The organism is Streptomyces sp. DH10, assembly GCF_029813805.1.
Taxonomy (GTDB): Bacteria; Actinomycetota; Actinomycetes; order Streptomycetales; family Streptomycetaceae; genus Streptomyces; species Streptomyces coeruleofuscus.
The window spans coordinates 180,144-203,281 of the sequence record NZ_JARVKU010000011.1; the positions used below are offsets into that span (position 1 = coordinate 180,144).

A 23,138-nucleotide genomic window follows, 5' to 3' on the forward strand; every position below is an offset into this window, starting at 1 on the left:
TCACGTCAATGGGTTCCGGTCGAAAATGTTTCGAGGACAGAAGGTCACGCCCTGATCACGAGTAACCGTGTTGACCGGAGGGGTTGACACCCCTTCGGGGGGCCCATAACTTCGCCTCCTGAATCGTTTCATTCGGTGGTCATTACGACCCGATGCCTCAGGAGCCCTGACGTGACCGAGCTCGCCGCGGTGAAGGCCGCTCTCAAGACCCAGGCAGTCGAGACGCCGTCGTGGGCGTACGGGAACTCGGGCACACGCTTCAAGGTGTTCGCGCAAGCGGGTGTGCCGCGCAATCCGTACGAGAAGCTGGACGACGCGGCGAAGGTGCACGAGTTCACGGGGGTCGCCCCGACGGTCGCCCTGCACATTCCGTGGGACAAGGTCGACGACTACGCGGCGCTGGCGAAGCACGCCGAGCAGCGCGGGGTGAAGCTCGGCGCGATCAACTCCAACACCTTCCAGGACGACGACTACAAGCTCGGGAGCATCTGCCACCCGGAGGCTTCTGTGCGCCGCAAGGCCGTCGACCACCTGCTGGAGTGTGTCGACATCATGGATGCGACCGGGTCCGGCGATCTGAAGCTGTGGTTCGCCGACGGGACGAACTATCCCGGGCAGGACGACATCCGGGCCCGGCAGGACCGGCTCGCCGAGGGGCTCGCGGAGGTCTACGAGCGGCTGGGCGACGGGCAGCGGATGCTGCTGGAGTACAAGTTCTTCGAGCCGGCCTTCTACTCGACCGATGTGCCGGACTGGGGCACGGCGTACGCCCACTGCCTGAAGCTCGGGCCGAAGGCTCAGGTCGTCGTCGACACGGGGCACCACGCGCCGGGGACCAATATCGAGTTCATCGTCGCCACGCTCTTGCGGGAGGGGAAGCTCGGGGGGTTCGACTTCAACTCGCGGTTCTACGCGGATGACGACCTCATGGTGGGCGCGGCCGATCCCTTCCAGCTGTTCCGGATCATGTACGAGGTGATCCGGGGCGGGGGGTTCTCGCCCGAGGTCGCGTTCATGCTCGACCAGTGCCACAACATCGAGGCGAAGATCCCGGCGATCATCCGGTCGGTGATGAATGTGCAGGAGGCGACGGCGAAGGCGCTTCTCGTCGACCGGGAGGCGCTGGGTGAGGCGCAGAGGTCGGGAGACGTGCTCGGGGCGAACGCCGTGGTGATGGACGCGTACAACACCGATGTCCGGCCTCTTCTCGCCGAGGTGCGGGGGGAAATGGGGCTCGACCCGGATCCGATCGCCGCGTATCGCCGTTCCGGGTGGGCGGAGAAGATCGCCGAGGAGCGCGTCGGTGGACAGCAGGCCGGCTGGGGGGCGTAAGCGTCCGCCGGGTTCTGTTCGATTCGGACTGCGGGCCGCATGTGGCTGGTCGCGCAGTTCCCCGCGCCCCTGAGGGCACCACCCACTCTCTCTGAAAAGGAACTGTCATGGCACCCCACCCCGAAGCCGCAGCCCTCCTGGCCCGTTCCCACCGGCTCGGCTCCGATCCCCGCAACACCAACTACGCGGGAGGCAACGCCTCCGCCAAGGGCACCGAGACCGACCCCGTCACCGGCGGCGATGTCGAGCTGATGTGGGTGAAGGGGTCCGGCGGTGACCTCGGCACGCTCACCGAGGCGGGACTCGCCGTGCTCCGGCTGGACCGGATGCGGGCGCTCGTCGACGTCTATCCGGGGGTGGAGCGCGAGGACGAGATGGTCGCCGCGTTCGACTACTGCCTGCACGGGAAGGGCGGGGCGGCGCCGTCCATCGACACCGCCATGCACGGGCTGGTCGAGGCCGCCCACGTCGATCACCTCCACCCGGACTCCGGCATCGCACTGGCGTGTGCCGCCGACGGGGAGAAGCTGACCGCCGAGTGTTTCGGGGACAGTGTCGTGTGGGTGCCGTGGCGGCGGCCCGGGTTCCAGCTGGGGCTGGACATCGCGGCCGTGAAGGAGGCCAATCCGCAGGCCATCGGGTGCGTTCTGGGCGGGCACGGGATCACGGCCTGGGGTGACACGTCCGAGGAGTGCGAGCGGAACTCGCTGCACATCATCCGGACCGCGGAGAAGTTCCTCGCCGAGCGCGGCAAGGAGGAGCCCTTCGGGCCGGTGATCGAGGGGTACGCCGCGCTGGGTGCCGGGGAGCGCCGGGAGCGGGCCGCCGCGCTCGCACCGTACGTCCGTGCCCTCGCGTCCCAGGACCGGCCTCAGGTCGGGCACTTCAACGACTCCGAGGTGGTTCTCGATTTCCTGGCGAGCGCCGAGCATCCGCGGCTGGCCGCGCTGGGCACCTCCTGCCCGGACCATTTCCTGCGGACCAAGGTGCGGCCGCTGGTCCTCGACCTGCCGCCGACGGCTCCGCTCGACGAGGCCATCGCCCGGCTCAAGGAGCTGCACGCCGAGTACCGCGAGGAGTACGCCGCCTACTACCAGCGGCACGCCGAGCCCGACTCCCCCGCCATGCGCGGCGCCGACCCGGCGATCGTGCTGGTCCCGGGCGTGGGCATGTTCAGCTTCGGCAAGGACAAGCAGACCGCGCGGGTGGCGGGCGAGTTCTACGTCAACGCCATCAATGTGATGCGCGGGGCGGAGGCCGTGTCCACGTACGCGCCCATCGAGGAGTCGGAGAAGTTCCGCATCGAGTACTGGGCGCTGGAGGAGGCCAAGCTCCAGCGGATGCCGAAGCCCAAGGCGCTAGCGACGCGGGTCGCGCTGGTCACGGGTGGGGGCAGCGGCATCGGGAAGGCGATCGCGCACCGGCTGGCCGCCGAGGGCGCCTGTGTCGTCGTGGCCGATCTGAACGGGGAGAACGCGGCCGCGGTCGCCGAGGAGCTGGGCGGTCCGGACAAGGCCGTCGCCGTGACCGTGGACGTGACGTCCGAGGAGCAGATCGCCGAGGCGTTCAAGGCTGCCGTGCTGGCCTTCGGCGGTGTCGATCTGGTCGTCAACAACGCCGGTATCTCGATCTCCAAGCCGCTGCTGGAGACCTCGGCCAAGGACTGGGACCTCCAGCACGACATCATGGCGCGCGGGTCCTTCCTGGTGTCGCGGGAAGCGGCGCGGGTGATGATCGCGCAGGAGCTGGGCGGCGACATCGTCTACATCGCCTCGAAGAACGCCGTGTTCGCCGGGCCCAACAACATCGCCTACTCGGCCACCAAGGCCGACCAGGCCCACCAGGTGCGGCTGCTCGCCGCCGAGCTGGGTGAGCACGGCATCCGGGTCAACGGGGTCAACCCCGACGGTGTCGTGCGCGGCTCCGGGATCTTCGCCGGCGGGTGGGGGGCCCAGCGGGCCGCCGTGTACGGGGTCGAGGAGGAGAAGCTCGGCGAGTTCTACGCCCAGCGGACCATCCTCAAGCGTGAGGTGCTTCCCGAGCATGTCGCGAACGCGGTCTTTGCCCTCACGGGCGGCGATCTGACCCACACCACCGGGCTGCACGTCCCGGTCGACGCCGGCGTCGCGGCCGCCTTCCTGCGGTGAGCGCGGCCGTGAAGTCGTACGCCGCGGTCGACCTCGGCGCGTCCAGCGGGCGCGTCATGGTCGGCCGCGTCGGCCCCGACAGCCTGGTGCTGACCGAGACGCACCGCTTCCCGAACCGGCCCGTGCGCGTGCCCGAGGGGCTGCGCTGGGACGTGCTCGGTCTGTACGCGGGAGTGCTGGAGGGGCTGAAGGCGGCCGGGCAGGTCGACTCCGTCGGGATCGACAGCTGGGCCGTGGACTACGGGCTGCTCGACGCGGACGGGGCGCTGCTCGGCAATCCCGTGCACTACCGGGACTCCCGGACGGAGGGGGTCGCGGAGAAGGTGTGGGCGTCCGTTCCGGCGGAGGAGCTGTACGCGGCGACCGGGTTGCAGTACGCGCCCTTCAACACCCTGTACCAGCTGACGGCCGCCCGGTCCTCGGCCCAGCTGTCCTCCGCCGGGCGGCTGCTGCTCATCCCCGACCTCCTGACGTACTGGCTCACCGGCGAGCAGGGCACCGAGCTCACCAATGCCTCGACGACCCAGCTGATCGATCCCCGGACCCGCGACTGGGCGTACGACATCGCCTCGCGGCTGGGTGTCGACCTGAGCCTGTTCGCGCCGCTGCGGCAGCCCGGTGATCCGGCGGGTGTGCTGCGGGAGGCGGTGCTGGAGGAGACCGGGCTGACCGGGCCCGTGCCCGTGACGGCGGTCGGGTCGCACGACACCGCGTCGGCCGTGGCCGCCGTACCCGCCGGGCGGGAGCGGTTCGCGTACATCTGCACCGGCACCTGGTCCCTGGCCGGACTGGAGCTGGACGCACCGGTGCTGACCGAGGAGAGCCGGGCCGCCAACTTCACCAACGAGCTGGGGCTGGACGGCACCGTCCGCTACCTGCGCAACATCATGGGCCTGTGGCTGCTCCAGGAGTGCGTGCGGGCCTGGGGCGAGCCGGACCTGGGCGCGCTGCTGCTGGAGGCCTCCAAAGTGGAGGCACTGCGGTCCGTGGTGGACGCGGGCGACGCGGCGTTCCTCGCGCCGGGGCGGATGCCGGAGCGGATCGCCGAGGCGTGCCGGGTCTCGGGGCAGCCCGTGCCCGAGTCGCAGGCCGAGGTGACGCGCTGCATCCTCGACTCCCTCGCCCTGGCCCACCGCAAGGCGGTCCAGGACGCGCAGCGGCTCGCCGGGCATCCGGTGGACGTGGTGCACGTGGTGGGCGGCGGTACGCGCAACGCTCTGCTGTGCCAGTTGACCGCCGACGCCTGCGGGCTGCCGGTGGTGGCGGGACCGACGGAGGCGGCCGCCCTGGGGAACGTGCTCGTGCAGGCGCGGGCCCACGGTCTCGCCGGTGACCTGACGGGGATGCGGCGGCTGCTCGTCCGTACGCAGCCGCTCACGCGGTACGAGCCGCGCGGCAGCACCGAGCGGTGGCGCGCCGCGCAGGAGCGGCTCGCCGGGCGCTGACGGGGTCTCCCCCAGGCCCCGTCCCCGGACTACGCTGCAACTCATCCGATGATCGAGCACAAGGAGCCGCGATGCGTGTCGCCCTGTTCCTGACCTGCGTCAACGACACGCTGTATCCGGACACCGGGCGCGCCGTGGTGAAACTGCTGACCAGACTGGGCGTCGACGTCGACTTCCCGATGGCGCAGACCTGCTGCGGCCAGGCGCACTACAACACCGGATACCGCCACGAGGCCGAACCGCTCGCCCGGCACTTCTCCGATGTCTTCGGCGAGTACGAGGCGATCGTGACGCCGTCCGGGTCGTGCGGGGCGATGGTCCGGGAGCTGTATCCGCGGATGGGCGAGCGGGCCCGGGCCGAGGGGCGCGGGGACACCCTCGCGGCCACGCTGGCGCCGGTGGTGCCGAAGACGTACGAGCTCACGGAGTTCCTGGTCGACGTGCTGGGCGTGACGGACGTCGGGGCGTACTACCCGCACAAGGTGACCTACCACCCGACCTGTCACGGACTGCGGGGACTGGGGCTCGGCGAGCGGCCGCGGCGGCTGCTCCAGGCCGTGAAGGGGCTGGGGCTGGTCGAACTGCCGGGGGCCGACGAGTGCTGCGGGTTCGGCGGCACCTTCGCCGTGAAGAACGCCGACGTCTCGGCGGCCATGGGCGCCGACAAGGTGCGCAACGCCGAGTCGACGGGCGCCGAGGTGCTGTGCGCGGCCGACAACTCCTGCCTGATGCACATCGGAGGGACGATGACCCGGCTGCGGACCGGCATGCGGCCGGTGCACATCGCGGAGATCCTGGCGAGCACGGAGGAGGAACCGGCCGTATGAGCGGGACGTTCGTCGGGATGCCGGCGTTTCCGGAGGCCGCGCGGGAGGCCGTGGGCAACAAGACCCTGCGCGGCAACCTGCGGCACGCCACGCACACCATCCGCGCCAAGCGGGCCAAGGCCGTCACGGAGGTGTCCGACTGGGCCGAGCTGCGCGAGGCGGGCAAGCGGATCAAGGACCACACGCTGCTTCATCTCGACCGTTACCTCGAGCAGTTGGAGGAGGCGGTGACGGCGGCCGGCGGCGTCGTCCACTGGGCCGCCGACGCGGCCGAGGCCAACGAGATCGTCACCCAGCTCGTGAAGATGACGGGCGAGTCGGAGGTCGTCAAGGTCAAGTCGATGGCCACGCAGGAGATCGGGCTCAACGAGGCGCTGGAGGCCGAGGGCATCCGCGCCTACGAGACCGATCTCGCCGAGCTGATCGTGCAGTTGGGCAAGGACCGTCCCTCACACATCCTGGTCCCGGCCATCCACCGCAACCGCGGCGAGATCCGCGACATCTTCTCCCGGGAGATGAGCGAGTGGGGCCGCCCGGCCCCCGAGGGGCTCACCGACACGCCCGCCGAACTCGCCGAGGCGGCCCGGCTGCACCTGCGCGAGAAGTTCCTGCGCGCCAAGGTCGGCATCTCCGGCGCCAACTTCATGGTCGCCGAGACGGGCACGCTGGTGGTGGTGGAGTCGGAGGGCAACGGCCGGATGTGCCTGACGCTGCCCGAGACGCTGATCTCGGTCGTCGGCATCGAGAAGATCGTGCCGACGTGGCGGGACCTGGAGGTGTTCCTCCAGACCCTCCCCCGCTCCTCGACGGCGGAGCGCATGAACCCGTACACCTCCACCTGGACCGGGACGACCGACGCGGACGGGCCGAGCACCTTCCATCTGGTGCTGCTGGACAACGGCCGCACCGACACCCTCGCCGACGAGGTCGGCCGGCAGGCGCTGCGCTGCATCCGCTGCTCGGCGTGTCTCAACGTGTGCCCGGTGTACGAACGGGCCGGCGGCCACGCCTACGGCTCGGTGTACCCGGGGCCGATCGGCGCCATCCTCAGTCCCCAACTGCGGGGTACGGGCAGCGAGATCGACGCCTCGCTGCCGTACGCGTCCTCGCTGTGCGGCGCGTGCTACGAGGTGTGCCCGGTCGCCATCGACATCCCCGAGGTGCTGGTGCATCTGCGGGAAAGGGTCGTCGAGGGCGGAGAGGTCACCCGCGAGGGCAACAAGGTGGTGCTGCGGCCCGCGAAGGGGCATGCCGCCGAGCGGGCGGCGATGCGCGCGGCCCGCTGGGCGTTCACGCACCCGGGCGCGCTGCGCACCGGCCAGCGCGCCGCCTCCCGGACCCGGCGCTTCCATCCCCGTACGCTGCCCGGGCCCGGGCGGGCCTGGAGCGGGACCCGCGATCTGCCCGCGGTGCCCGCCGAGCCGTTCCGGGACTGGTGGCAGCGGACTCGTGGTGGGAAGGACGGGGACAGGTGAACAGCAGGGAGCGGATTCTCGGGCGGGTGCGGCGTGCGCTGGCGGACGTGCCCCGCGATGACGTGCCGTACGAGCAGGCCGTCGCGCGCGACTATCTGCGGGAGCACGGGGACCGGAGCGTCTCGGAGACGGTGGAGCTGCTCGCCGAGAACCTGGCGGACTACCGGGCGATCGTGCACCGCACGGACACCGAGGGGCTGGCGGGGCTGATCGCGGGGCTCCTGGAGAAGCGCGGGTCGGCGTCGGTACTCGTGCCGCCCGGGCTGGACGAGGGGTGGCTGGCGGCGACCGGTGTGACGCGGGTGACGGACCGGGCGGAGAGCACGCCGCACGAACTCGACCGAGTGGACAGCGTGGTGACGACCTGTGCGGTCGCGATCGCGGAGACCGGGACGATCGTGCTGGACGGCTCGCCCGACCAGGGGCGGCGCCGGATCACTCTCGTCCCCGACCACCACATCTGTGTGGTGCGTGTCCCCGGCCAGGTCGTGTCGTCCGTGCCCCAAGGGCTCGAACGCCTCGACCCTGCGCGCCCGTTGACGTGGATCTCCGGGCCGTCGGCGACCAGTGACATCGAGCTGGACCGGGTCGAGGGGGTGCACGGTCCGCGCACGCTGGAGGTGGTGCTGGTGGGGGACTCCTGACTCAGGGCAGGATCGAGTCCACGTAACCTCCGTCGACCCGCAGGGCGCCGCCCGTGGTCGCCGAGGCCTGGTCGGAGGCGAGGTAGACGACCATGTTGGCGATCTCCTCCGGCTCGATCAGCCGCTGGAGCAGGGACTGCGGCCGGTGCTGCCGCATGAAGGCGCGCTGGGCCTCGTCCCAGGGCAGGTCTCGGTCGACCAGCTGGTAGACGAAGTCCTCGACGCCGCCGGTGTGGGTCGGCCCGGCGATGACGGAGTTCACCGTGACGCCGGTGCCGGCCGCCTGCTTGGCGAAGCCCCGGCTCACCGCCAGCAGGGCGGTCTTCGACATGCCGTAGTGGATCATCTCGGCGGGGATGACGACCGCCGAGTCGCTGGCGATGTACTGGACGCGCCCCCAGCCGCGTTGGCTCATGCCGGGCAGGACCAGACGGGTGAGGCGCACGGCGGCCAGGACGTTCACCTCGAAGTAGCGCCGCCACTCCTCGTCGCTGATCTCCAGCGGGTCCGCGGACTCGAAGACGCCGAGGTTGTTGACGAGGATGTCCACCTGGCCCAGGGCGTCCAGCGCCTGCCGGGCACCCTCGTCGGTGGTGACGTCGGCGGCCACGGGCACCAGGTCGGCGCCGGGGACTCCACCCTGCATCCGGTCCACGGCCTCCTGCACCCGCTGGGCCGAGCGGCCGTTGACGCCCACCCTGGCCCCCGCCCGCGCCAGGCCCGCGGCGATCGCGGCGCCGATGCCCTGCGTGGAGCCGGTCACCAGAGCGGTGCGGCCCTTCAGATCGATCTGCATGCCGTGTCAACCCTTCGCGTAGTGGAGTGATCGGGTACCCGCGGCCCTTGCCCGGGCATCCCTCCAAGTCATACCGAAGGGGGTGCGCCGGGACGCCGGTACGCGCCGGGGGCTCGGGGGCACGAGCGACGGCGCCGGAGCACCTGTGGGCGCACTGGACCGGCTCATCGTCGACCTGCGGTGGTTCGGGATGTCCCGGCCGCGCCGCAGCAACCGCATCACCTTCAGCAACCACATCAAGGACACCTTCGGCATGCCCCAGCCGACGTTCCACTTCCAGCTCACCCGGGAGGAACGGGCCGACTGCGGCCGGATGATGGACCACATGATGCGGGTCGCCGCCCAGCTCGGCGGCTTCATGCCCGGCTCCGAGCCGCAGTTCCTCACTCCCGGCCTGCCCCTGCACATCGCCGGCACCACGCGGATGGGCAAGATCCGCAAGACCAGTGTCGTCGACCCCAACTCGCAGGTCTGGGGCGTCAAGAACCTCTTCCTCGGCGGCAACGGCCTGCACCCGTTCGGCAACGCCGCCAATCCCACGCTGACCAGTTGCGCCATGGCGCTCCAGTCGGTCGAGCAGATCAAGCGCATCCTGCCCAGCGCCTGAACACGTCACGGAGGGACGACCATGACCCAGATCAGGCTGCCCGACACGCACATCGGCATCACCCCGACCGGCTGGACCAACGACGACTTCCCGCTGCTGGGCGACGACCTCACCTTCGAACAGTGCGTCAGCGAGATCGCGTTAGCGGGCTTCGAGGGGTGCAGCATCGGCCACAAGTTCCCGACCGACGTGAACGCGCTGAACGAGGCCCTCGGCCTGCGCGGGCTCAGCGTCACCGAGCCCTGGGTGAGCACGTTCTTCACGGTGCCCGGCATGCGCGAGCGGACCATCGCGGCCTTCGAGGAGCGGATGGACTTCCTCGACGCGATCAAGGGGCCGGTGAAGACCAGGAGCATCGGAGTGGCCGAGTTCGGCAACTCCATCCACCTGATGCCCATCAGCCTCAGCGCCTCCAAGCCCGTGTTCACGGAGGACCACTGGAAGGCGCTGGCCGAAGGCCTCGACGAGGCCGGCAAGCTGGCCCGGGAGCGCGACTTCCAGCTGGTCTACCACCCGCACATGGGCACCGGGGTGCAGACCCAGGGCGAGGTGGACACGCTGATGCAGCGCACCAACCCCGAGTACGTCCACCTGCTGCTGGACACCGGCCATCTGTACTGGGCCGGCGGTGACCCGGTGACGGTGGTCGAGGCGCACGCGAGCCGGATCCGGCACGTGCACCTGAAGAACATCCGCAAGGCCGTGCGCGACCGGCCCCAACTGGCCTCGGCGAGCTTCGAGGAGTTCGTCCGGGCCGGGATCTTCACGGTGCCGGGCGACCGCTCCGGCGGGGTTCCCTTCCCGGCCGTCCTCACCGCCCTGGAGTCCAAGCAGTACAAGGGCTGGCTGGTCGTCGAGGCCGAGCAGGACCCGCACGGGCCGCGCCCGCCGCTGTACTACGCCAAGCTGGCCCGTGACTACCTGAGGGGGCTGGGGCTGTGAGCGCATACGCCACACCGAGGTTCACCGAGTCGGTCATCGACGCCGACCCCCGTGACGGCTACTTCCTCCAGGCCGTCGACATCGACGGCGACGGACGTCCCGACCTGGTCGCCTCTGGGCTCAGCCAGGGCCAGGTCGTCTGGTACCAGAATCCGTCCTGGACCAAGCGGACCATCGCGGACTTCGGCGGCCACAAGCCGGTCGCCCTCGACGCGGCCGACCTCACCGGCGACGGCCTGCCGGACCTGGTCCTCAGCCACGACTACGGCAACTGCATGTTCGACTGCGGCCCGCAGGACGGCAAGATCTCCTGGCTCCAGAACCCGGGCACGTCACAGCCCGACGGGCCGTGGAAGCGCAGGCACGTCGCCGACCTGGTCTCCACCCACCGGGTGCGGCTCGGCCACTTCACCACCGACCGGCGTCTCCAGCTCGCCGCGTTCCCGGTGGTCGGGCCGCAGGGCGGCGCGGCCGGCGTCCACTCCCCCGTGCACATCATGGTGTACGACCTGCCCGACGACGTGCTGAGCGCCGAGGGCTGGACGGGCCGGGCCGTGGACACCTCGCACTTCACCGTGGTGCACGGCGTGGTGGCGGCCCGCTTCCCCGGCACCCCGCGACCGGACCGGGAGTCGTTCCTGCTGGCCGGCGGCGAGGGAGTCAGCTGGCTGGGCCCCGGCCCCGGAGCGAACGGCCCCTGGCAGCACTTCACCCTCGGTACGGGCGTGCCGCCGCAGAAGTCGCCGGAGCTGGGCCGGTACTTCCAGGGCAGCGGGAACCTCGCGGTCGGCCGGATCGGCGGGCGGTCCTGCGCGGTGATCGTCACGCTGGAGCCGTTCCACGGGAACACCGTCGCGGCCTACGTACGGCCCGACACCACGGCCTCGCCGTTCGCCAGGCCTTGGCGGCGCAACGTGCTGAAGGTGTTCGCCCACCCCCAGCCCAAGCTGGACGCGACCGGGCACCATGTGGTCGTCGCCGACTTCGACAACGACGGGGACGACGAGTTCCTGATCGGCATGCGGGGCCCCGCGCCGGCGCAGGGCGTCTGGTACCTCAAGCTCGACGCGCAGGGGAACACGCTCGTCGAACAGCAGGTGAGCACTCAGTCCACGGCACGTATCGCCATAGCGGACTTCAACGGTGACGGCAGGCTGGACTTCGCCATCACCGCCTACGACACCGTCGGCTACTACCGGGCCAAGGACCCGAAGGTGCGCCTCTACACCAACACCTTCGCCTGGCCCTCGCCGGTCACACCGCCGCCGGGCGGCGACGGCTGACGACCGCCCGCGTCGCGGGGTGTCGCTGAGTACACCCCGCGATACGGGTTCTGCGGCCAGTGTGGCCGGGTCGCCTTCTCCGTAGCGTCGTCGGCGAGGCACAGGGCGTGCCGGACGAAGGACGAAGGGGGACGACGATGCTGCGCACCGGCTCACGACAGGATCAGGGCCCGGGACCCGCCGCCGAGGCGCTGCGGCTGGTCAAGGTCACCAAGACGTACGGGAGCGCCGACAGTGCCGTGACCGCCCTGGACGCTGTGACGCTCGGTCTGGGGCGTGGCACGTTCACGGCGGTGATGGGGCCGTCCGGTTCCGGCAAGTCGACGCTGTTGCAGTGCGCGGCAGGGCTGGACCGGCCCGACAGCGGGATCGTGCGGGTCGACGGCACGGAACTGACGGGCGGCGGCGAGGCCGAGCTGACGCGGTTCCGGCGCGGGCGGATCGGATTCGTGTTCCAGCAGTACAACCTGCTGGAGACGCTGACCGTCGCGCAGAACACGGTGCTGCCGCTGAAGCTGGCGGGGCGGCGCGTGGACCGGCGGCGGGTCCGGGAGGTGCTGGCGTCCGTGGGGCTGGGCGACCGGCTCGGGCATCGACCGGACCAGTTGTCGGGCGGTCAGCGTCAGCGCGTCGCCATCGCGCGGGCGCTGGTCACCGAGCCACGGGTGATCTTCGCGGACGAGCCGACGGGCGCGCTGGACACGCGCAGTGCGCGGGACGTGCTGCGGCTGCTCCGGGAGGCGGCGCGGGAGCACGGCCGAACGGTGGTCATGGTGACGCACGACCCGGTCGCCGCCTCGTACGCCGGCAGCGTGCTCTTCCTCGCGGACGGCAGGCTGGCGGGCCGCATGGACGACCCGACGGCGGACGCGGTCGCCGAGCGGCTGGCGCACCTGGGCGACGACGTGCCGGCGGGGGTGTGAGGCGTGTTCGTTCTCGCGATGCGGTCGATACGGCAGCGGCCCGGGCGGTTCCTGGCGACCCTGCTGTCCGCGTTCCTGGGCGCGGTGATCATCATGACGTTCAACTCGATGCACGACACGGCCGGGCAGCCGGGCGTGGACCCGGTGAGCGCGGAGACCCTGTCCACCGCTGCGGGCGTGGTCGGCGGCTACGGCACCCTGCTGGTGTTCTTCGCGATCGCCTCGACGCTGACGGTGAACGTTCGCCAGCGGGCCGCCGAGATGGAGCTGTTGCGCTGTTCGGGGGCGACTCCGGCGCAGATCAAGCGGATGGTGGTGGGTGAGGCGGTGGTCGTGGCCCTGGTGGGCGCGGCCCTGGCTGCCGGGCCGGCGATGCTCGGTGGCCGGGCGCTGCTCGACATGTTCCGGGACAGCGGTCAGGTCGCCCGGTCCGTCGACCACTCCTTCGGCCCGGTGGCGTCGCAGTCCGGTGCCGGCATCACGCTGCTCGCCGCCGCGGGTGCCGCGTTCCTCGCCGTGCGGCGGGCTACGGGCGGGGGCCGGCGTCGGGGCCGGGCGCGGACGGTTCTCGCCTACGCGGCTCTGGTGGCCGGTGCCATGTCGGTGACCTCGACGTTCGTGTTCTCGGCGACGGACGCGGCGCTGATGGCGCCGCCGGCGTACGGGGCGATCCTGCTGTCGGTCGGGTGCGCGCTGATGGCGCCGCGGCTGCTGGCGGGGGTGCTGGACCGGCTGCCGCTCGGCGGCGCGAGCGGCTGGCTGGCGGTGCGCAATCTGCGCGAGCGGGCCGGGCAGCTCGCCGGGATCCTGATGTCGCTGATCCTGTTCACCGCCGTCGGCACGGCGACGCTGACCATGCAGGCCGTGGAGAGCGACGCCGTCGCGGCCTCGGGGGCGGTGAAGTCGGTCGACGCGAAGAACCTGGAGACGCTCAACTTCACGGTCGTCGGCATCATCGTGGTCTTCGTCTGCGTGATGCTGGTCAACTCCCTGTACGCGGCGACCACGTACCGGGAGCGGGAGTTCGGGCAGCAGCGCCTCGCCGGGGCCACCCCCGGGCAGGTGCTGGGCGTGGTGGCGGCCGAGGGGCTGGTCCTGACGGTCACCGGGGTGTGCTTCGGCACGCTGGCGGCGCTGGCGGGGATCGTCCCGTTCACCGTGGTCCGCACGGATGCGGTGCTGCCGGGCCAGGCGTTCGGCGTGTGGCTCGCGGTCGTGGCGGTCGCGGCGGCGGTGACGCTGGGGACGGGCCTGGCCACGGCCCGGCGGGTGCTGCGCACTCCCGCGGTGCGGGCGGTGGCGTCGGCGGCGTGAGCGACGACACGGCGGGGGCCGGCCGCTTCGGCGGCAGACCCCCGTGACAGCGTCGCTGAACAAGCGCTTAGATAGGTACTCCTGTCCGTCCGCTGTCGCCGCCGACCTGGGAGGCCCCCGTTGTTCAACTCCGTCGACGACGTCTCCGCACGTCTGGCCGAGACCGGCTATCTCGCCTCGCCCGCCGTCGCCACGACCGTCTTCCTCGCCGACCGGCTGGGCAAGCCGCTGCTGGTGGAGGGCCCGGCAGGCGTCGGCAAGACGGAGCTCGCCAAAGCCGTCGCCCAGGTCGCAGGCGCCCGACTCGTGCGCCTCCAGTGCTACGAGGGGGTCGACGAGTCCCGGGCGCTGTACGAGTGGAACCACGCCAAGCAACTCCTGCGCATCAGCGCGGGCCGCGACGAGTCGTGGGACGAGACACGCACGGACATCTTCAGCGAGGAGTTCCTGCTCACGCGGCCGCTGCTGACCGCCATCCAGGGCGAGGACCCGAAGGTGCTGCTGATCGACGAGACCGACAAGGCGGACGTCGAGGTGGAGGGCCTGCTCCTGGAGGTGCTCAGCGACTTCCAGGTGACCGTGCCCGAGCTGGGCACCATCACCGCGACGCGCCGCCCCTTCGTCGTCCTCACCTCCAACGCGAGCCGGGAGCTGTCCGAGGCGCTGCGCCGCCGCTGCCTCTTCCTCCACATCGGTTTCCCCGAGGAGGAGTTGGAGCGCCGGATCGTACGGCTGAAGGTGCCGGGGCTCGACGAGGCGCTGGCCCGCTCGGTCGTCCGGGTCGTGGGCGCGCTGCGGGCGATGGACCTGCGCAAGGTGCCGTCGGTCGCTGAGACCATCGACTGGGCCCGCACGCTGCTCGCGCTCGGCGCGGACTCCCTGGACGAGACGGTCGTGCGGGCCACCCTCGGCGTGCTCCTCAAGCACCAGGACGACGTGCTCAAGGCGACCGCCAAGCTCGACCTGGACGCCCTGTGACCACGCCGGCCGGAGTCGCGGAACGGCTGACGTCCCTGGTCGGAGCCTTGCGCGCGCACGGCGTCCGGATCGGCACCGGCGAGACGGTCGACGCGGCGCGGGCGGTCGAGGCACTCGGCCTCGCGGACCGGGAGCTGCTGCGCGAGGGGCTCGCGGCGACCCTGCTGCACGGCACCGGGCAACGGCAGGTGTTCGACCCGGTCTTCGACCTGTACTTCCCGCGCGGCGTCGGCGGCCCGGAGGAGAAGGCCGCGGGCCGGGACGATCTGCGGGACCGGCTGGCGGCCGCACTCGCCGCCGACGACCGGGCGCTGCTGGGCCGGCTGGCGGTCGAGGCGGTCGACGGTTTCGGCGGCTACGGTTCCGCGCCGGAGTCGGACGGCTGGTCGTCGTACCAGACGCTGGAACGGCTGCGCCCGCAGACCCTGCTCGCCCGGGTCCGCGACGACGTGCGCGGTCGGGGCGGGAGTTCGGGGTTCGCGGACCGGCTGCTGGAGGACGAGATCCGGCGGCGCATCGAGAGCTTCCGCGCGCTGGTGGCCGCGGAGGCGCGGCGCCGGGTCGCCGAGCGGCGCGGCCGGGACGAGATCGCCCGGCGGGCGGTGGCCCCGACCGCCGACCAGGTCGACTTCCTGTTCGCCGGACAGGCCCGGCTGGCCGAGCTGCGGCGGACCGTTCAGCCGCTCGCCCGCAAGCTCGCGACCCGGCTCGCCGCCCGGCGCCGCCGCGCTTCCCGGGGCTCGATCGACCTGCGGCGGACCCTGCGCGGTTCGCTGTCGACGGGCGGCGTGCCGATGAAGCCGGTGCTGCGCAGACGGCGTCCCGTCCGCCCCGAACTGGTGCTGCTGTGCGATGTGTCGGGGTCGGTGTCCGGTTTCTCGGACTTCACGATGCTGCTGGTGCAGGCGCTGCACGACCAGTTCAGCAAGGTGCGGGTGTTCGCCTTCGTCAACCGGATCGACGAGGTGACCGGACTCCTGCGGCACGGCGCCGCGGACCCGGAAGGGCTCGGTGCCCGTATCGAGGCGCAGGCCACGCTCACGGGCTGGCACGGCAGCAGCGACTACGGCATGGCGCTGGGCGAGTTCGCGGAGCGCTACGCCGACGCGGTCGGCCCGCGCACGACCGTGTTCGTCCTCGGTGACGCCCGCACGAACATGAGCGACCCGAACCTGCCGGCCGTGCGGCAGATCGCCGAACGGGCCCGCCGCGTCTACTGGCTGAACCCCGAGCAGCGCTCGCGCTGGGGCACCGGCGATTCCGCCGCGCCCGCCTACGCCGAGCTGGTCGAGATGCACGAGTGCCGCACCGCCCGGCAGCTGAGCGCGCTGGTGGGGCGGCTGCTGCCGGTGTGATCAGGCGGCCCGTACGAAGGACGGCGAGGCTAGTCCTTCTTGGCGTAGTCCTTGGCCATGCTGCCCGCGAAGTCGTAGACCACGCACTGCTCGTCGCCGACGACCCAGGCGTCGTGGCCGGGCGGGCAGACGAACACGTCGCCGGGTCCCACTTCGCCTTCCGCTCCGTCGTCCATGCGGATGCGCATGCGGCCCGAGAGGACATAGCCGTTGTGGTGGATCTGACAGCTGTCGGTCCCGGCGATCGGAGCCACGGACTCGGACCAGCGCCAGCCTGGTTCGAACGTGGCCATGGCGAAGTCCAGACCCGTCATGTGGACGGCTTCCAGATGGCCTCGGGGGTAGTCGCGCCGCTCGTCCGGCTTGTCGATCGTCTTCACCTCAAGCATGACGCTCCTCCTCCGTGTGGGGTGTGCTTCCATCGTCCGTCCGTCGAGCGGGCCGCGCCATTCAGCGGGTACCGGTGCCGCAGAGCCGGGCGAAGCGCTCGGCGTCGATGTTTCCGCCGGAGACGATGACGCCGACGCGGCCCGGGAGGGGACCGGCGCGGCCGGTGAGCAGGGCGGCCAGCGGGGTGGCGCCGCTCGGCTCGACGACGATCTTCAGGCGTTCGAAGGCGAAACGCATCGCGTCCCGGATCTCGTCGTCGGTGACCAGGACGACGTCGTCGACGAGCCGCCGGTTGACGGAGAAGGTGAGTTCGCCGGGTGTGTGCAGGGCCTGCCCGTCGGCGATGGTGTGCGGCACCGGGATGCTGATGCGCCGGCCCGCCTCCAGTGAGCGCTTGGTGTCGTCCCCGGCCTCCGGTTCGACGCCGATCATCCGGATGCCCCGGTACAGGCCCTTGGCGACCGTGGCGCTGCCGGCCATGAGCCCGCCGCCACCGACCGGTGTCAGCATCGCTCCCAACTCCCCCGTCTCTTCGAGGAGCTCCAGTGCGGCCGTGCCCTGACCGGCCATGATGTGCGGATGCTCGTACGGCGGGATGACGGCGAGGCCCCGCTCGGCGGCCAGGGCCTCGGCGATGGCGACGCGGTCGCCGGTGTAGCGGTCGTAGGTGACGATCTCGGCGCCGTAGGCGGCGGTGGCCGCCCGCTTCGACGGCGGGGCGTCCTCAGGCATGACGATCACGGCGGTGGTGCCGAGCTCGCGGGCGGCCAGGGCGACGGCCTGGGCGTGGTTGCCGGAGGAGTAGGCGGCGATGCCCCGGGAGAGCTGGTCGGGGGTGAGGCGGGAGGCGGCGTTGTAGGCGCCGCGGAACTTGAAGGCGCCGACGCGCTGGAAGTTCTCGCACTTGAGGTGGATCTCGGCGCCGGCGAGTGCGTCCAGGGTCCGGGAGCGCAGGACGGGCGTGCGGTGGGCGACGCCCCGGAGCCGGGCGGCGGCGTCCCGGACGTCGTCGGGGGTGACCGGTGGGGTGGTGGTCGTCACGCTTGTCCTCCAGCGGAAGTGTCGGAAGCCGTGCCGTGCGCGGCCCGGGCCTGGGAGAGGTAGTTGTAGGCGGAGGCGCGGGAGATGCCGAGCCGGGCGGCGACCTGCTCGACGGCGCCGCGCACGGCGAAGACACCGCGTGCGTCCAGGCCGCCGAACAGCTCCAGGCGCTCCGCGCGGTCGAGCTCCACCCAGCTGCCCCGCTGTTTCGACTGGTGGGCGTCGACGAGGGCGTCGACCACGGAGTCGATGTCGTTGCCGAAGGTGGTGGTCGGCGGCTCGGCGGGGGCGGCGCCGAGTCCGGCGAGGGCGCCGAGCAGACTGTGGACCTGACTGACGGCGCCGACGTCCACGTTGACGCAGAGCGCGCCGAACACGGCTCCCGTGGAGTCCCGCAGCACCATCGTGGAGGACTTCACCAGGGTCCCGTTCCGGGTGCGGGTGACGTAGTTCAGTTCGTCGGCCGCCTCGTCCCCGTGGGCGAGGACGCGCATCCCGATCTCGCTCATCGCGCCTCCCACCGTCCGCCCGGTCACCGATCCGGCTACGGCGACGACCGACTTCTCCGGGTTCCGGTAGTCGTGCAGCACGACCTCGCAGACCGGTCCGAAGGTCGCGGCGATCCCGTCGACGACCGGTGTCAGCGCGGCGAGGATCGCGTCCCGTTCCGCTGCCAGAGTCTCTCGCATGGACCTAGACTACAGGTCCAAGAGTTGGACTAACAGTCCAGTCGAACCCCGGTCAACAACTGGCAATGGTTTTCACATGACTTCGACCAGAACCCGCTCTTGACATTCATTGCCATCTAGCGTGGCTCCTGCCGGACACCCCCGCTGCACATCCGCCATGGAGGAGCCATGCCCCCGTCGTCCACGACCCGCCGCCTGGCGCTGCTCACCAGCGCGTCACTGGCCCTTCTCGCGGGCTGCGGCAGCTCGGCGGACTCCGCCGACGCCGGGAGCGCCTCGGCCAAGGTGCCCGTGGTCGCCTCCACGAACGTCTACGGCGACATCGTGCGGAGCATCGGCGCCGACAAGGTCGACGTCACCTCGGTCATCAGCGACCCCGACCAGGACCCGCACTCCTACGAGGCCGACACGCAGAACCAACTGGCCCTGTCCAAGGCGAAGGTCGTCGTCGAGAACGGCGGCGGCTACGACGACTTCGTCGACCGCATGCTGAAGAGCGGCCACAACGACTCCGCCCAGGTGATCGACGCGGTGCGGGTCTCCGGCAGGACCGCGCCGAAGGGCGGCGAGCTGAACGAGCACGTCTGGTACGACTTCCCCACCGTCGCCCGAGTCGCCGACCGCATATCCGCGGCCCTCGCCAAGGCCGACCCGGCCGACGCGGCCGCCTTCAGGAAGAACGCCACCGCCTTCAAGGCGAAGCTCACGCCGTTGGAGGCGAAGGAGGCACGGATCAAGAAGGAGCACGGCGGTGAGGCGGTGGCGATCACCGAGCCCGTGCCGCTGTACATGACCGAGGCGAGCGGCCTGGTGAACAGGACGCCCGCGGCGTTCAGCGAGGCGATCGAGGAGGGCGACGACGTCTCGCCCCGGGTTCTCCAGGAGAGTCTGGCCCTGTTCAGCGGCAGGAAGGTCAAGGTGCTCGTCTACAACGAGCAGACCTCCGGCCCGCAGACCGAGAAGTCCGAGGCGGCGGCCAAGGCGGCCGGCATCCCCGTCGTGCCCGTCACCGAGACCCTGCCGAAGGGCGAGGACTACCTCGGCTGGATGACCGCCAACGTCGGCGCGCTCGCGAGCGCGCTGGCCAAGTGACCCCGGGGTCCGGGCAGGACGGAACTCCTGTCGTCAGTCTGCGCGGCGCGGCCCTGTCGTACGGCGACCGCACGGTGTGGAGCGGCCTCGACCTCGACGTACGGCCCGGGGAGTTCCTGGCCGTGCTGGGGCCGAACGGAGCGGGCAAGACCAGCTTCGTACGGGCGCTGCTGGGCCGCCGGCCGCTGTCCGCCGGGACGCTGACCGTCCTTGGCCGGCCCGCTCGCGAGGCCGCCCGGCACATCGGCTACGTCCCGCAGCAGGCGGCACTGTCCGCGCAGGCCCTGCTGCGCGCCCGGGACCTCGTGCGGTTCGGCATCGACGGGCACCGCTTCGGGCCGCGCCCGCGTACCGGCGCGGTCCGCCGCAGAGTTGACGAGATCCTCGAGTCGGTCGGGGCCGCGGCCTACGCCGATGTCCCGCTCGGGATGCTGTCCGGCGGCGAACGCCAACGCGTGCGCATCGGGCAGGCCCTGGCGACCGACCCGCGCGTCCTGCTGTGCGACGAGCCGCTGCTGTCCCTCGACCTGAACCACCAGCGGGCCGTCACCGGGCTGATCGACGCCCGGCGCCGCTCCCACGGCACGGCGGTCGTCTTCGTGACCCACGAGATCAACCCGGTGCTGGGGATGGTCGACCGGGTGCTGTACCTGGCCCCCGGCGGCCACCGGGCCGGCACCCCGGACGAGGTGCTGACCTCCGAGTCGTTGTCCCGGCTCTACGGCACGCAGGTCGACGTGGTGCGTGTGCGGGGCCGGGTCGTCGTCGCCGGGGCCCCCGACGGGCCCGCCGCGCCGCCGCACCATCCGGGGCAGGTCCACGAGACGGACGGAGCGCGCGCATGACGCTCGCCGGCGGGGTCTGGCAGCAGATCTTCGACTTCACCGACTACGGCGAGCTGCTGGCCCTGGTCCGCAACTCCCTCATCGCCGGCGTGGCACTCGGTCTCGTGGGCGGGCTGGCCGGGGTCTTCGTCCTGATGCGGGATCTGCCGTTCGCGGTGCACGGCATCAGCGAGCTGTCCTTCGCGGGCGCGTCGGCCGCCCTGCTGCTGGGCGTGAACATCGTGGCGGGTTCGATCGCCGGTTCGCTCCTCGCGGCCGGCGCCATCGGGGTGCTGGGGACACGGGCCCGGGACCGCAACTCGGTGATCGGCATCATCATGCCGTTCGGGCTGGGCCTCGGCGTGCTCTTCCTCGCCCTCTACAAGGGCCGGGCGGCCAACAAGTTCGGCCTGCTCACCGGCCAGATCGTCGCCGTGGACACCCCGCAGATGTCGTGGCTGCTCGGCACGTCCGTGCTGGTGCTGATCGCGCTGGCCGTCATGTGGCGCCCGCTGACCTTCGCCAGCACGGACCCGGATGTGGCTCGGGCACGCGGGGTGCCGGTGCGTGCGCTGTCCTTCGCGTTCATGCTGGTGCTCGGGCTCGCGGTCGCCCTGTCGGTGCAGGTCGTCGGCGCGCTGCTGGTGCTCACGCTGGTCGTCACCCCGGCCGCGGCCGCCGCCCGCGTCACCGCGTCGCCGGTGCTGCTGCCCGTGCTGAGCGTGCTGTTCGCCGTGGCCTCGATCGAGGGCGGCATCCTGCTCGCGCTGGGCAGCAGCATCCCCATCAGCCCCTACGTCACGACGATCTCGTTCGGCGTGTACGCGGTGTGCCGGGTGACCGGGACGTACCGGGCCCGGCGGTGGGGAGCGCGGCGGACGGCCGCGGGGGCGAGCTGACCCGGTGTGCGGCCACGGTCGTCACAGGGCCGGGAACCGCGGTGCGGAAGGGCGGGCCGCCGGTCGGCGGCCCTGCCCGTGCCGTGCGTGTGCTGGGCGGTGGGGCCGAGGGCGGCGGCGAAGGCCGCCGCGGTGCGGGTGCCGGTCGCCCGGTGGTCAGCGAGCCTGGCGGAGTGCCACCGAAACGGCATGCCGCCGCCGGACATGCGTCGCGCGGCCGTCGGCGGGAGGCTGGTGGTGTCAGCACGGGAGGGTGTCCCGAGGAGATCGTCATGGACAGGGCCGTTGGAGCCGCACCCGTTCCGGGAGGCCGGCCGTGGGACGAATGATCGACGCCGACGGTGTGGAGCTCTGGGTCGAACGACGGGGCGAGGGACCCGACGTCCTGCTCATCTCGGGGCTCGGGGATCCGGCCGAGGCCTGGCAGCCGCAGCTCGACGGGCTCGCGGACCGCTACCGGCTCACGGCCTTCGACAACCGTGGCGCCGGGCGTACGCCACTGCCCGAGGGGCCGCTCTCCCTGGCGCGGATGGCCGACGACGCGTCGGCACTGCTCCGGGCGTTCCAGGTACCGGCTGCCCACGTCGCCGGCTTCTCCGGGGGCAGCTTCATCGCACAGGAGCTGGCGCTCCGCCACCCTGACGTGGTCCGCAGCCTCGTCCTCATGAGCACGATGGCTCGCCCGGACCCCTACTTCCGCGCCATGACGCGCTACTGGCACTGGATGGTCGAGCGCGCCCCGGACGAACGCGCCATGCTCGAGGCGTTTTTCCTGTGGATCTACACGCCCCGCGCCCACGCCGACGGCATGGTCGACCGGTTCGTCGAGGAGGCGCTCGCCTTCGAACACCCGCAGTCCGTCGAGAACTTCCAGCGTCAGCTCGCGGCGTTCACCGACCACGACACGCTCGACCGTCTCGGCCGGATCACCGCGCCGACCCTCGTCCTCGCCGGTGAACTCGACCTCGCCACGCCGCCGCGCCTCGGCCGCGTGGTCGCGGACAGCGTCCCGGACGCCGAGTTCGAGGTACTGCCCGGGGAGGCCCATCAGCCCTTCCAGGAGGTGCCGGACGTGTTCAACGCCCGGGTCGACGCGTTCTGGCGTGGGGTGGAGGCAGGAGGCTGACGACTCGTCAGGACTCCAGTCGGCGCAGACGTTCGGCGTCGCAGGTGCGGGGGCAGGTGGCGCAGGCCTCGTCGGGGCGAATGGCGTAATAGAGGCAGCAGCCCGTGCGGGTGCGGGTCGGGTGGTGGCGGCCGTCGGTGCCCGTCAGGAGGCGGAAGTCGGCTCCGGCCGGGTAAGGGCTGACGGGTTCGGGGAGCAGGGCGGTGGCGGCGCGCACGGCGTCGTCCTCGCGGCCGAGGGTGCGGCCCAGGTACCAGATCCCGGAGACGAGATCGTCGCCGACCATGCCCCACAGGGCGCGCGGGCCGCGGCGTACGGCGGGGCCGAGGGCGGCGAGCAGCGGGCGCATGTGGTCGGCGACGGCGGCGCGCAGTTCGGCCCGCAGGGCCTCCTCGTCCGCGACGGTCACCGCCCCGGGCAGCGCGGCGACGGGGTCACCGGGCAGACACGCGACGCGGGGCTCGGGCGTGATCGTGTACGTCCCGGCCGCGAGGTCCAGGCGCACCGACTGGGGGCGTACGCGGGGCACGCGGCGCTCCAGGTACCACACGCCGCTCATCAGCAGGGCGATGGACCAGGCGTAGTCGTGCAGGGCGCGTGAGGCGGCGATGTGGGGGCGCGGAGTGTGGCCGTGGCGCGTGCGGATGCGGGTCGCCTCGGCGTCCACGAAGGCGTCGAGGGATTGCTGATCCGACGTCAGTTCTTCGGCCGAAAGCGCGCGTTGGTTCACAGCCGTCCGGGGGTCCGCGATCTGGACGTCCAGCGTCTCACAGACGCCGGTCAACCGCCGGTAGTCGGCGGCGAGGACGGAGGTGAGGGCCGGCGGTGACTCCAGGACAGTGCGCATCGATCACTCCTACGGGCAGTTGCAACCCGTGGTTGGATAGGCAAGGCTAACCTAAGGTACAAGATCGTCGGCGTGCTCATGGACGTCCGCCGATCAAGGGCCGTCCATGTCACAGGGGTCCCGCGGCACACCGCTCGCGCCTCGACCGAGCGGCCGTCGCCG

At 71.7% G+C, this 23,138-nt stretch carries 22 protein-coding genes; 17 read left to right on the forward strand and 5 right to left on the reverse strand.

The window, feature by feature from the left end; genetic code table 11:
• Window positions 1-171: 171 nt before the first annotated feature.
• The 6 genes from rhaI to QC385_RS23430 all read left to right on the forward strand — a co-directional run bounded on the left by rhaI (window position 172) and on the right by QC385_RS23430 (window position 7,870).
• Window positions 172-1,332, forward strand: a complete 1,161-nt coding sequence (gene rhaI / locus QC385_RS23405; protein WP_279543292.1) for an L-rhamnose isomerase — start codon at window positions 172-174, stop codon at window positions 1,330-1,332.
• A gap of 107 nt (window positions 1,333-1,439) precedes the next feature.
• Window positions 1,440-3,479, forward strand: a complete 2,040-nt coding sequence (locus QC385_RS23410; protein WP_279543293.1) for a bifunctional aldolase/short-chain dehydrogenase — start codon at window positions 1,440-1,442, stop codon at window positions 3,477-3,479.
• Window positions 3,476-4,924, forward strand: coding sequence for a rhamnulokinase (locus QC385_RS23415; protein ID WP_279543294.1), 1,449 nt, complete (start codon window positions 3,476-3,478; stop codon window positions 4,922-4,924). The genes QC385_RS23410 and QC385_RS23415 overlap by 4 nt, the downstream gene beginning before the upstream one ends.
• 71 nt (window positions 4,925-4,995) lie before the next feature.
• Window positions 4,996-5,751 (forward strand): (Fe-S)-binding protein, encoded by a 756-nt coding sequence (locus QC385_RS23420; protein ID WP_279543295.1) that lies wholly within the window; start codon window positions 4,996-4,998, stop codon window positions 5,749-5,751.
• Complete coding sequence (locus QC385_RS23425; RefSeq protein ID WP_279543296.1) at window positions 5,748-7,226, forward strand: LutB/LldF family L-lactate oxidation iron-sulfur protein; 1,479 nt, start codon at window positions 5,748-5,750, stop codon at window positions 7,224-7,226. The genes QC385_RS23420 and QC385_RS23425 overlap by 4 nt, the downstream gene beginning before the upstream one ends.
• A complete protein-coding gene (locus tag QC385_RS23430; protein WP_279543297.1) occupies window positions 7,223-7,870 on the forward strand; it encodes a LutC/YkgG family protein in 648 nt (215 codons plus the stop codon). Before QC385_RS23425 ends, QC385_RS23430 begins: the two co-directional genes overlap by 4 nt.
• Before the next feature lies 1 nt (window position 7,871).
• Here the strand turns inward: QC385_RS23430 and QC385_RS23435 are convergent, their stop codons facing one another.
• Window positions 7,872-8,666 carry an SDR family NAD(P)-dependent oxidoreductase gene (locus tag QC385_RS23435; protein WP_279543298.1) on the reverse strand — a complete coding sequence of 265 codons (795 nt, stop codon included), beginning with the start codon at window positions 8,664-8,666 and terminating at the stop codon, window positions 7,872-7,874.
• Between the two features lie 145 nt (window positions 8,667-8,811).
• Between QC385_RS23435 and QC385_RS23440 the strand changes: the two genes are divergently transcribed.
• The 7 genes from QC385_RS23440 (at window position 8,812) to QC385_RS23470 (ending at window position 16,068) form a co-directional block, all read left to right on the forward strand.
• Window positions 8,812-9,273 (forward strand): GMC oxidoreductase, encoded by a 462-nt coding sequence (locus QC385_RS23440; protein WP_279543299.1) that lies wholly within the window; start codon window positions 8,812-8,814, stop codon window positions 9,271-9,273.
• 21 nt (window positions 9,274-9,294) lie between these two features.
• Window positions 9,295-10,215: a myo-inosose-2 dehydratase gene (iolE, locus tag QC385_RS23445; protein WP_279543300.1), complete on the forward strand. Its 921-nt coding sequence runs from the start codon at window positions 9,295-9,297 to the stop codon at window positions 10,213-10,215.
• A complete protein-coding gene (locus QC385_RS23450) occupies window positions 10,212-11,498 on the forward strand; it encodes an FG-GAP repeat domain-containing protein (RefSeq protein ID WP_279543301.1) in 1,287 nt (428 codons plus the stop codon). Before iolE ends, QC385_RS23450 begins: the two co-directional genes overlap by 4 nt.
• A gap of 137 nt (window positions 11,499-11,635) precedes the next feature.
• Window positions 11,636-12,421: an ABC transporter ATP-binding protein gene (locus QC385_RS23455; protein WP_279543302.1), complete on the forward strand. Its 786-nt coding sequence runs from the start codon at window positions 11,636-11,638 to the stop codon at window positions 12,419-12,421.
• Between the two features lie 3 nt (window positions 12,422-12,424).
• Window positions 12,425-13,735 carry an FtsX-like permease family protein gene (locus tag QC385_RS23460; protein ID WP_279543303.1) on the forward strand — a complete coding sequence of 437 codons (1,311 nt, stop codon included), beginning with the start codon at window positions 12,425-12,427 and terminating at the stop codon, window positions 13,733-13,735.
• Between the two features lie 120 nt (window positions 13,736-13,855).
• Window positions 13,856-14,713: an AAA family ATPase gene (locus QC385_RS23465; protein ID WP_279543304.1), complete on the forward strand. Its 858-nt coding sequence runs from the start codon at window positions 13,856-13,858 to the stop codon at window positions 14,711-14,713.
• The gene (locus QC385_RS23470; protein ID WP_279543305.1) at window positions 14,710-16,068 is read left to right on the forward strand and encodes a vWA domain-containing protein; all 1,359 of its coding nucleotides are present in this window, start codon (window positions 14,710-14,712) and stop codon (window positions 16,066-16,068) included. Before QC385_RS23465 ends, QC385_RS23470 begins: the two co-directional genes overlap by 4 nt.
• 29 nt (window positions 16,069-16,097) lie before the next feature.
• Here the strand turns inward: QC385_RS23470 and QC385_RS23475 are convergent, their stop codons facing one another.
• The 3 genes from QC385_RS23475 to QC385_RS23485 all read right to left on the reverse strand — a co-directional run bounded on the left by QC385_RS23475 (window position 16,098) and on the right by QC385_RS23485 (window position 18,188).
• The gene (locus QC385_RS23475; RefSeq protein WP_279543306.1) at window positions 16,098-16,457 is read right to left on the reverse strand and encodes a cupin domain-containing protein; all 360 of its coding nucleotides are present in this window, start codon (window positions 16,455-16,457) and stop codon (window positions 16,098-16,100) included.
• 61 nt (window positions 16,458-16,518) lie between these two features.
• Window positions 16,519-17,499 (reverse strand): pyridoxal-phosphate dependent enzyme, encoded by a 981-nt coding sequence (locus QC385_RS23480; protein WP_279543307.1) that lies wholly within the window; start codon window positions 17,497-17,499, stop codon window positions 16,519-16,521.
• A complete protein-coding gene (locus QC385_RS23485; protein ID WP_279543308.1) occupies window positions 17,496-18,188 on the reverse strand; it encodes a helix-turn-helix transcriptional regulator in 693 nt (230 codons plus the stop codon). Before QC385_RS23485 ends, QC385_RS23480 begins: the two co-directional genes overlap by 4 nt.
• 168 nt (window positions 18,189-18,356) lie before the next feature.
• Between QC385_RS23485 and QC385_RS23490 the strand changes: the two genes are divergently transcribed.
• The 4 genes from QC385_RS23490 (at window position 18,357) to QC385_RS23505 (ending at window position 22,129) form a co-directional block, all read left to right on the forward strand.
• Entirely contained in the window at window positions 18,357-19,280 is a 924-nt protein-coding gene (locus QC385_RS23490) for a metal ABC transporter solute-binding protein, Zn/Mn family (protein WP_279543309.1), read from the forward strand.
• Window positions 19,277-20,125 carry a metal ABC transporter ATP-binding protein gene (locus QC385_RS23495; protein ID WP_279543310.1) on the forward strand — a complete coding sequence of 283 codons (849 nt, stop codon included), beginning with the start codon at window positions 19,277-19,279 and terminating at the stop codon, window positions 20,123-20,125. The genes QC385_RS23490 and QC385_RS23495 overlap by 4 nt, the downstream gene beginning before the upstream one ends.
• Window positions 20,122-21,003 carry a metal ABC transporter permease gene (locus QC385_RS23500; RefSeq protein WP_279543311.1) on the forward strand — a complete coding sequence of 294 codons (882 nt, stop codon included), beginning with the start codon at window positions 20,122-20,124 and terminating at the stop codon, window positions 21,001-21,003. Before QC385_RS23495 ends, QC385_RS23500 begins: the two co-directional genes overlap by 4 nt.
• A 325-nt stretch (window positions 21,004-21,328) precedes the next feature.
• The gene (locus QC385_RS23505) at window positions 21,329-22,129 is read left to right on the forward strand and encodes an alpha/beta fold hydrolase (RefSeq protein WP_279543428.1); all 801 of its coding nucleotides are present in this window, start codon (window positions 21,329-21,331) and stop codon (window positions 22,127-22,129) included.
• 7 nt (window positions 22,130-22,136) lie between these two features.
• On the opposite strand, the gene QC385_RS23510 is transcribed toward QC385_RS23505, so the two are convergent.
• Window positions 22,137-22,976, reverse strand: coding sequence for a (2Fe-2S)-binding protein (locus QC385_RS23510; protein ID WP_279543312.1), 840 nt, complete (start codon window positions 22,974-22,976; stop codon window positions 22,137-22,139).
• Between the last annotated feature and the right edge of the window lie 162 nt (window positions 22,977-23,138).

Excerpts from the sequence above, each read along its gene's own strand:
- QC385_RS23410 (WP_279543293.1), top strand. The coding sequence starts at position 1,440 with ATGGCACCCCACCCCGAAGCCGCAGCCCTCCTGGCCCGTTCCCACCGG.
- QC385_RS23420 (WP_279543295.1), top strand. The coding sequence starts at position 4,996 with ATGCGTGTCGCCCTGTTCCTGACCTGCGTCAACGACACGCTGTATCCG.
- QC385_RS23425 (WP_279543296.1), top strand. The coding sequence starts at position 5,748 with ATGAGCGGGACGTTCGTCGGGATGCCGGCGTTTCCGGAGGCCGCGCGG.
- QC385_RS23435 (WP_279543298.1), bottom strand. The coding sequence starts at position 8,666 with ATGCAGATCGATCTGAAGGGCCGCACCGCTCTGGTGACCGGCTCCACG.
- iolE (WP_279543300.1), top strand. The coding sequence starts at position 9,295 with ATGACCCAGATCAGGCTGCCCGACACGCACATCGGCATCACCCCGACC.
- QC385_RS23455 (WP_279543302.1), top strand. The coding sequence starts at position 11,636 with ATGCTGCGCACCGGCTCACGACAGGATCAGGGCCCGGGACCCGCCGCC.
- QC385_RS23475 (WP_279543306.1), bottom strand. The coding sequence starts at position 16,457 with ATGCTTGAGGTGAAGACGATCGACAAGCCGGACGAGCGGCGCGACTAC.
- QC385_RS23485 (WP_279543308.1), bottom strand. The coding sequence starts at position 18,188 with ATGCGAGAGACTCTGGCAGCGGAACGGGACGCGATCCTCGCCGCGCTG.
- QC385_RS23490 (WP_279543309.1), top strand. The coding sequence starts at position 18,357 with ATGCCCCCGTCGTCCACGACCCGCCGCCTGGCGCTGCTCACCAGCGCG.
- QC385_RS23500 (WP_279543311.1), top strand. The coding sequence starts at position 20,122 with ATGACGCTCGCCGGCGGGGTCTGGCAGCAGATCTTCGACTTCACCGAC.
- QC385_RS23505 (WP_279543428.1), top strand. The coding sequence starts at position 21,329 with ATGATCGACGCCGACGGTGTGGAGCTCTGGGTCGAACGACGGGGCGAG.
- QC385_RS23510 (WP_279543312.1), bottom strand. The coding sequence starts at position 22,976 with ATGCGCACTGTCCTGGAGTCACCGCCGGCCCTCACCTCCGTCCTCGCC.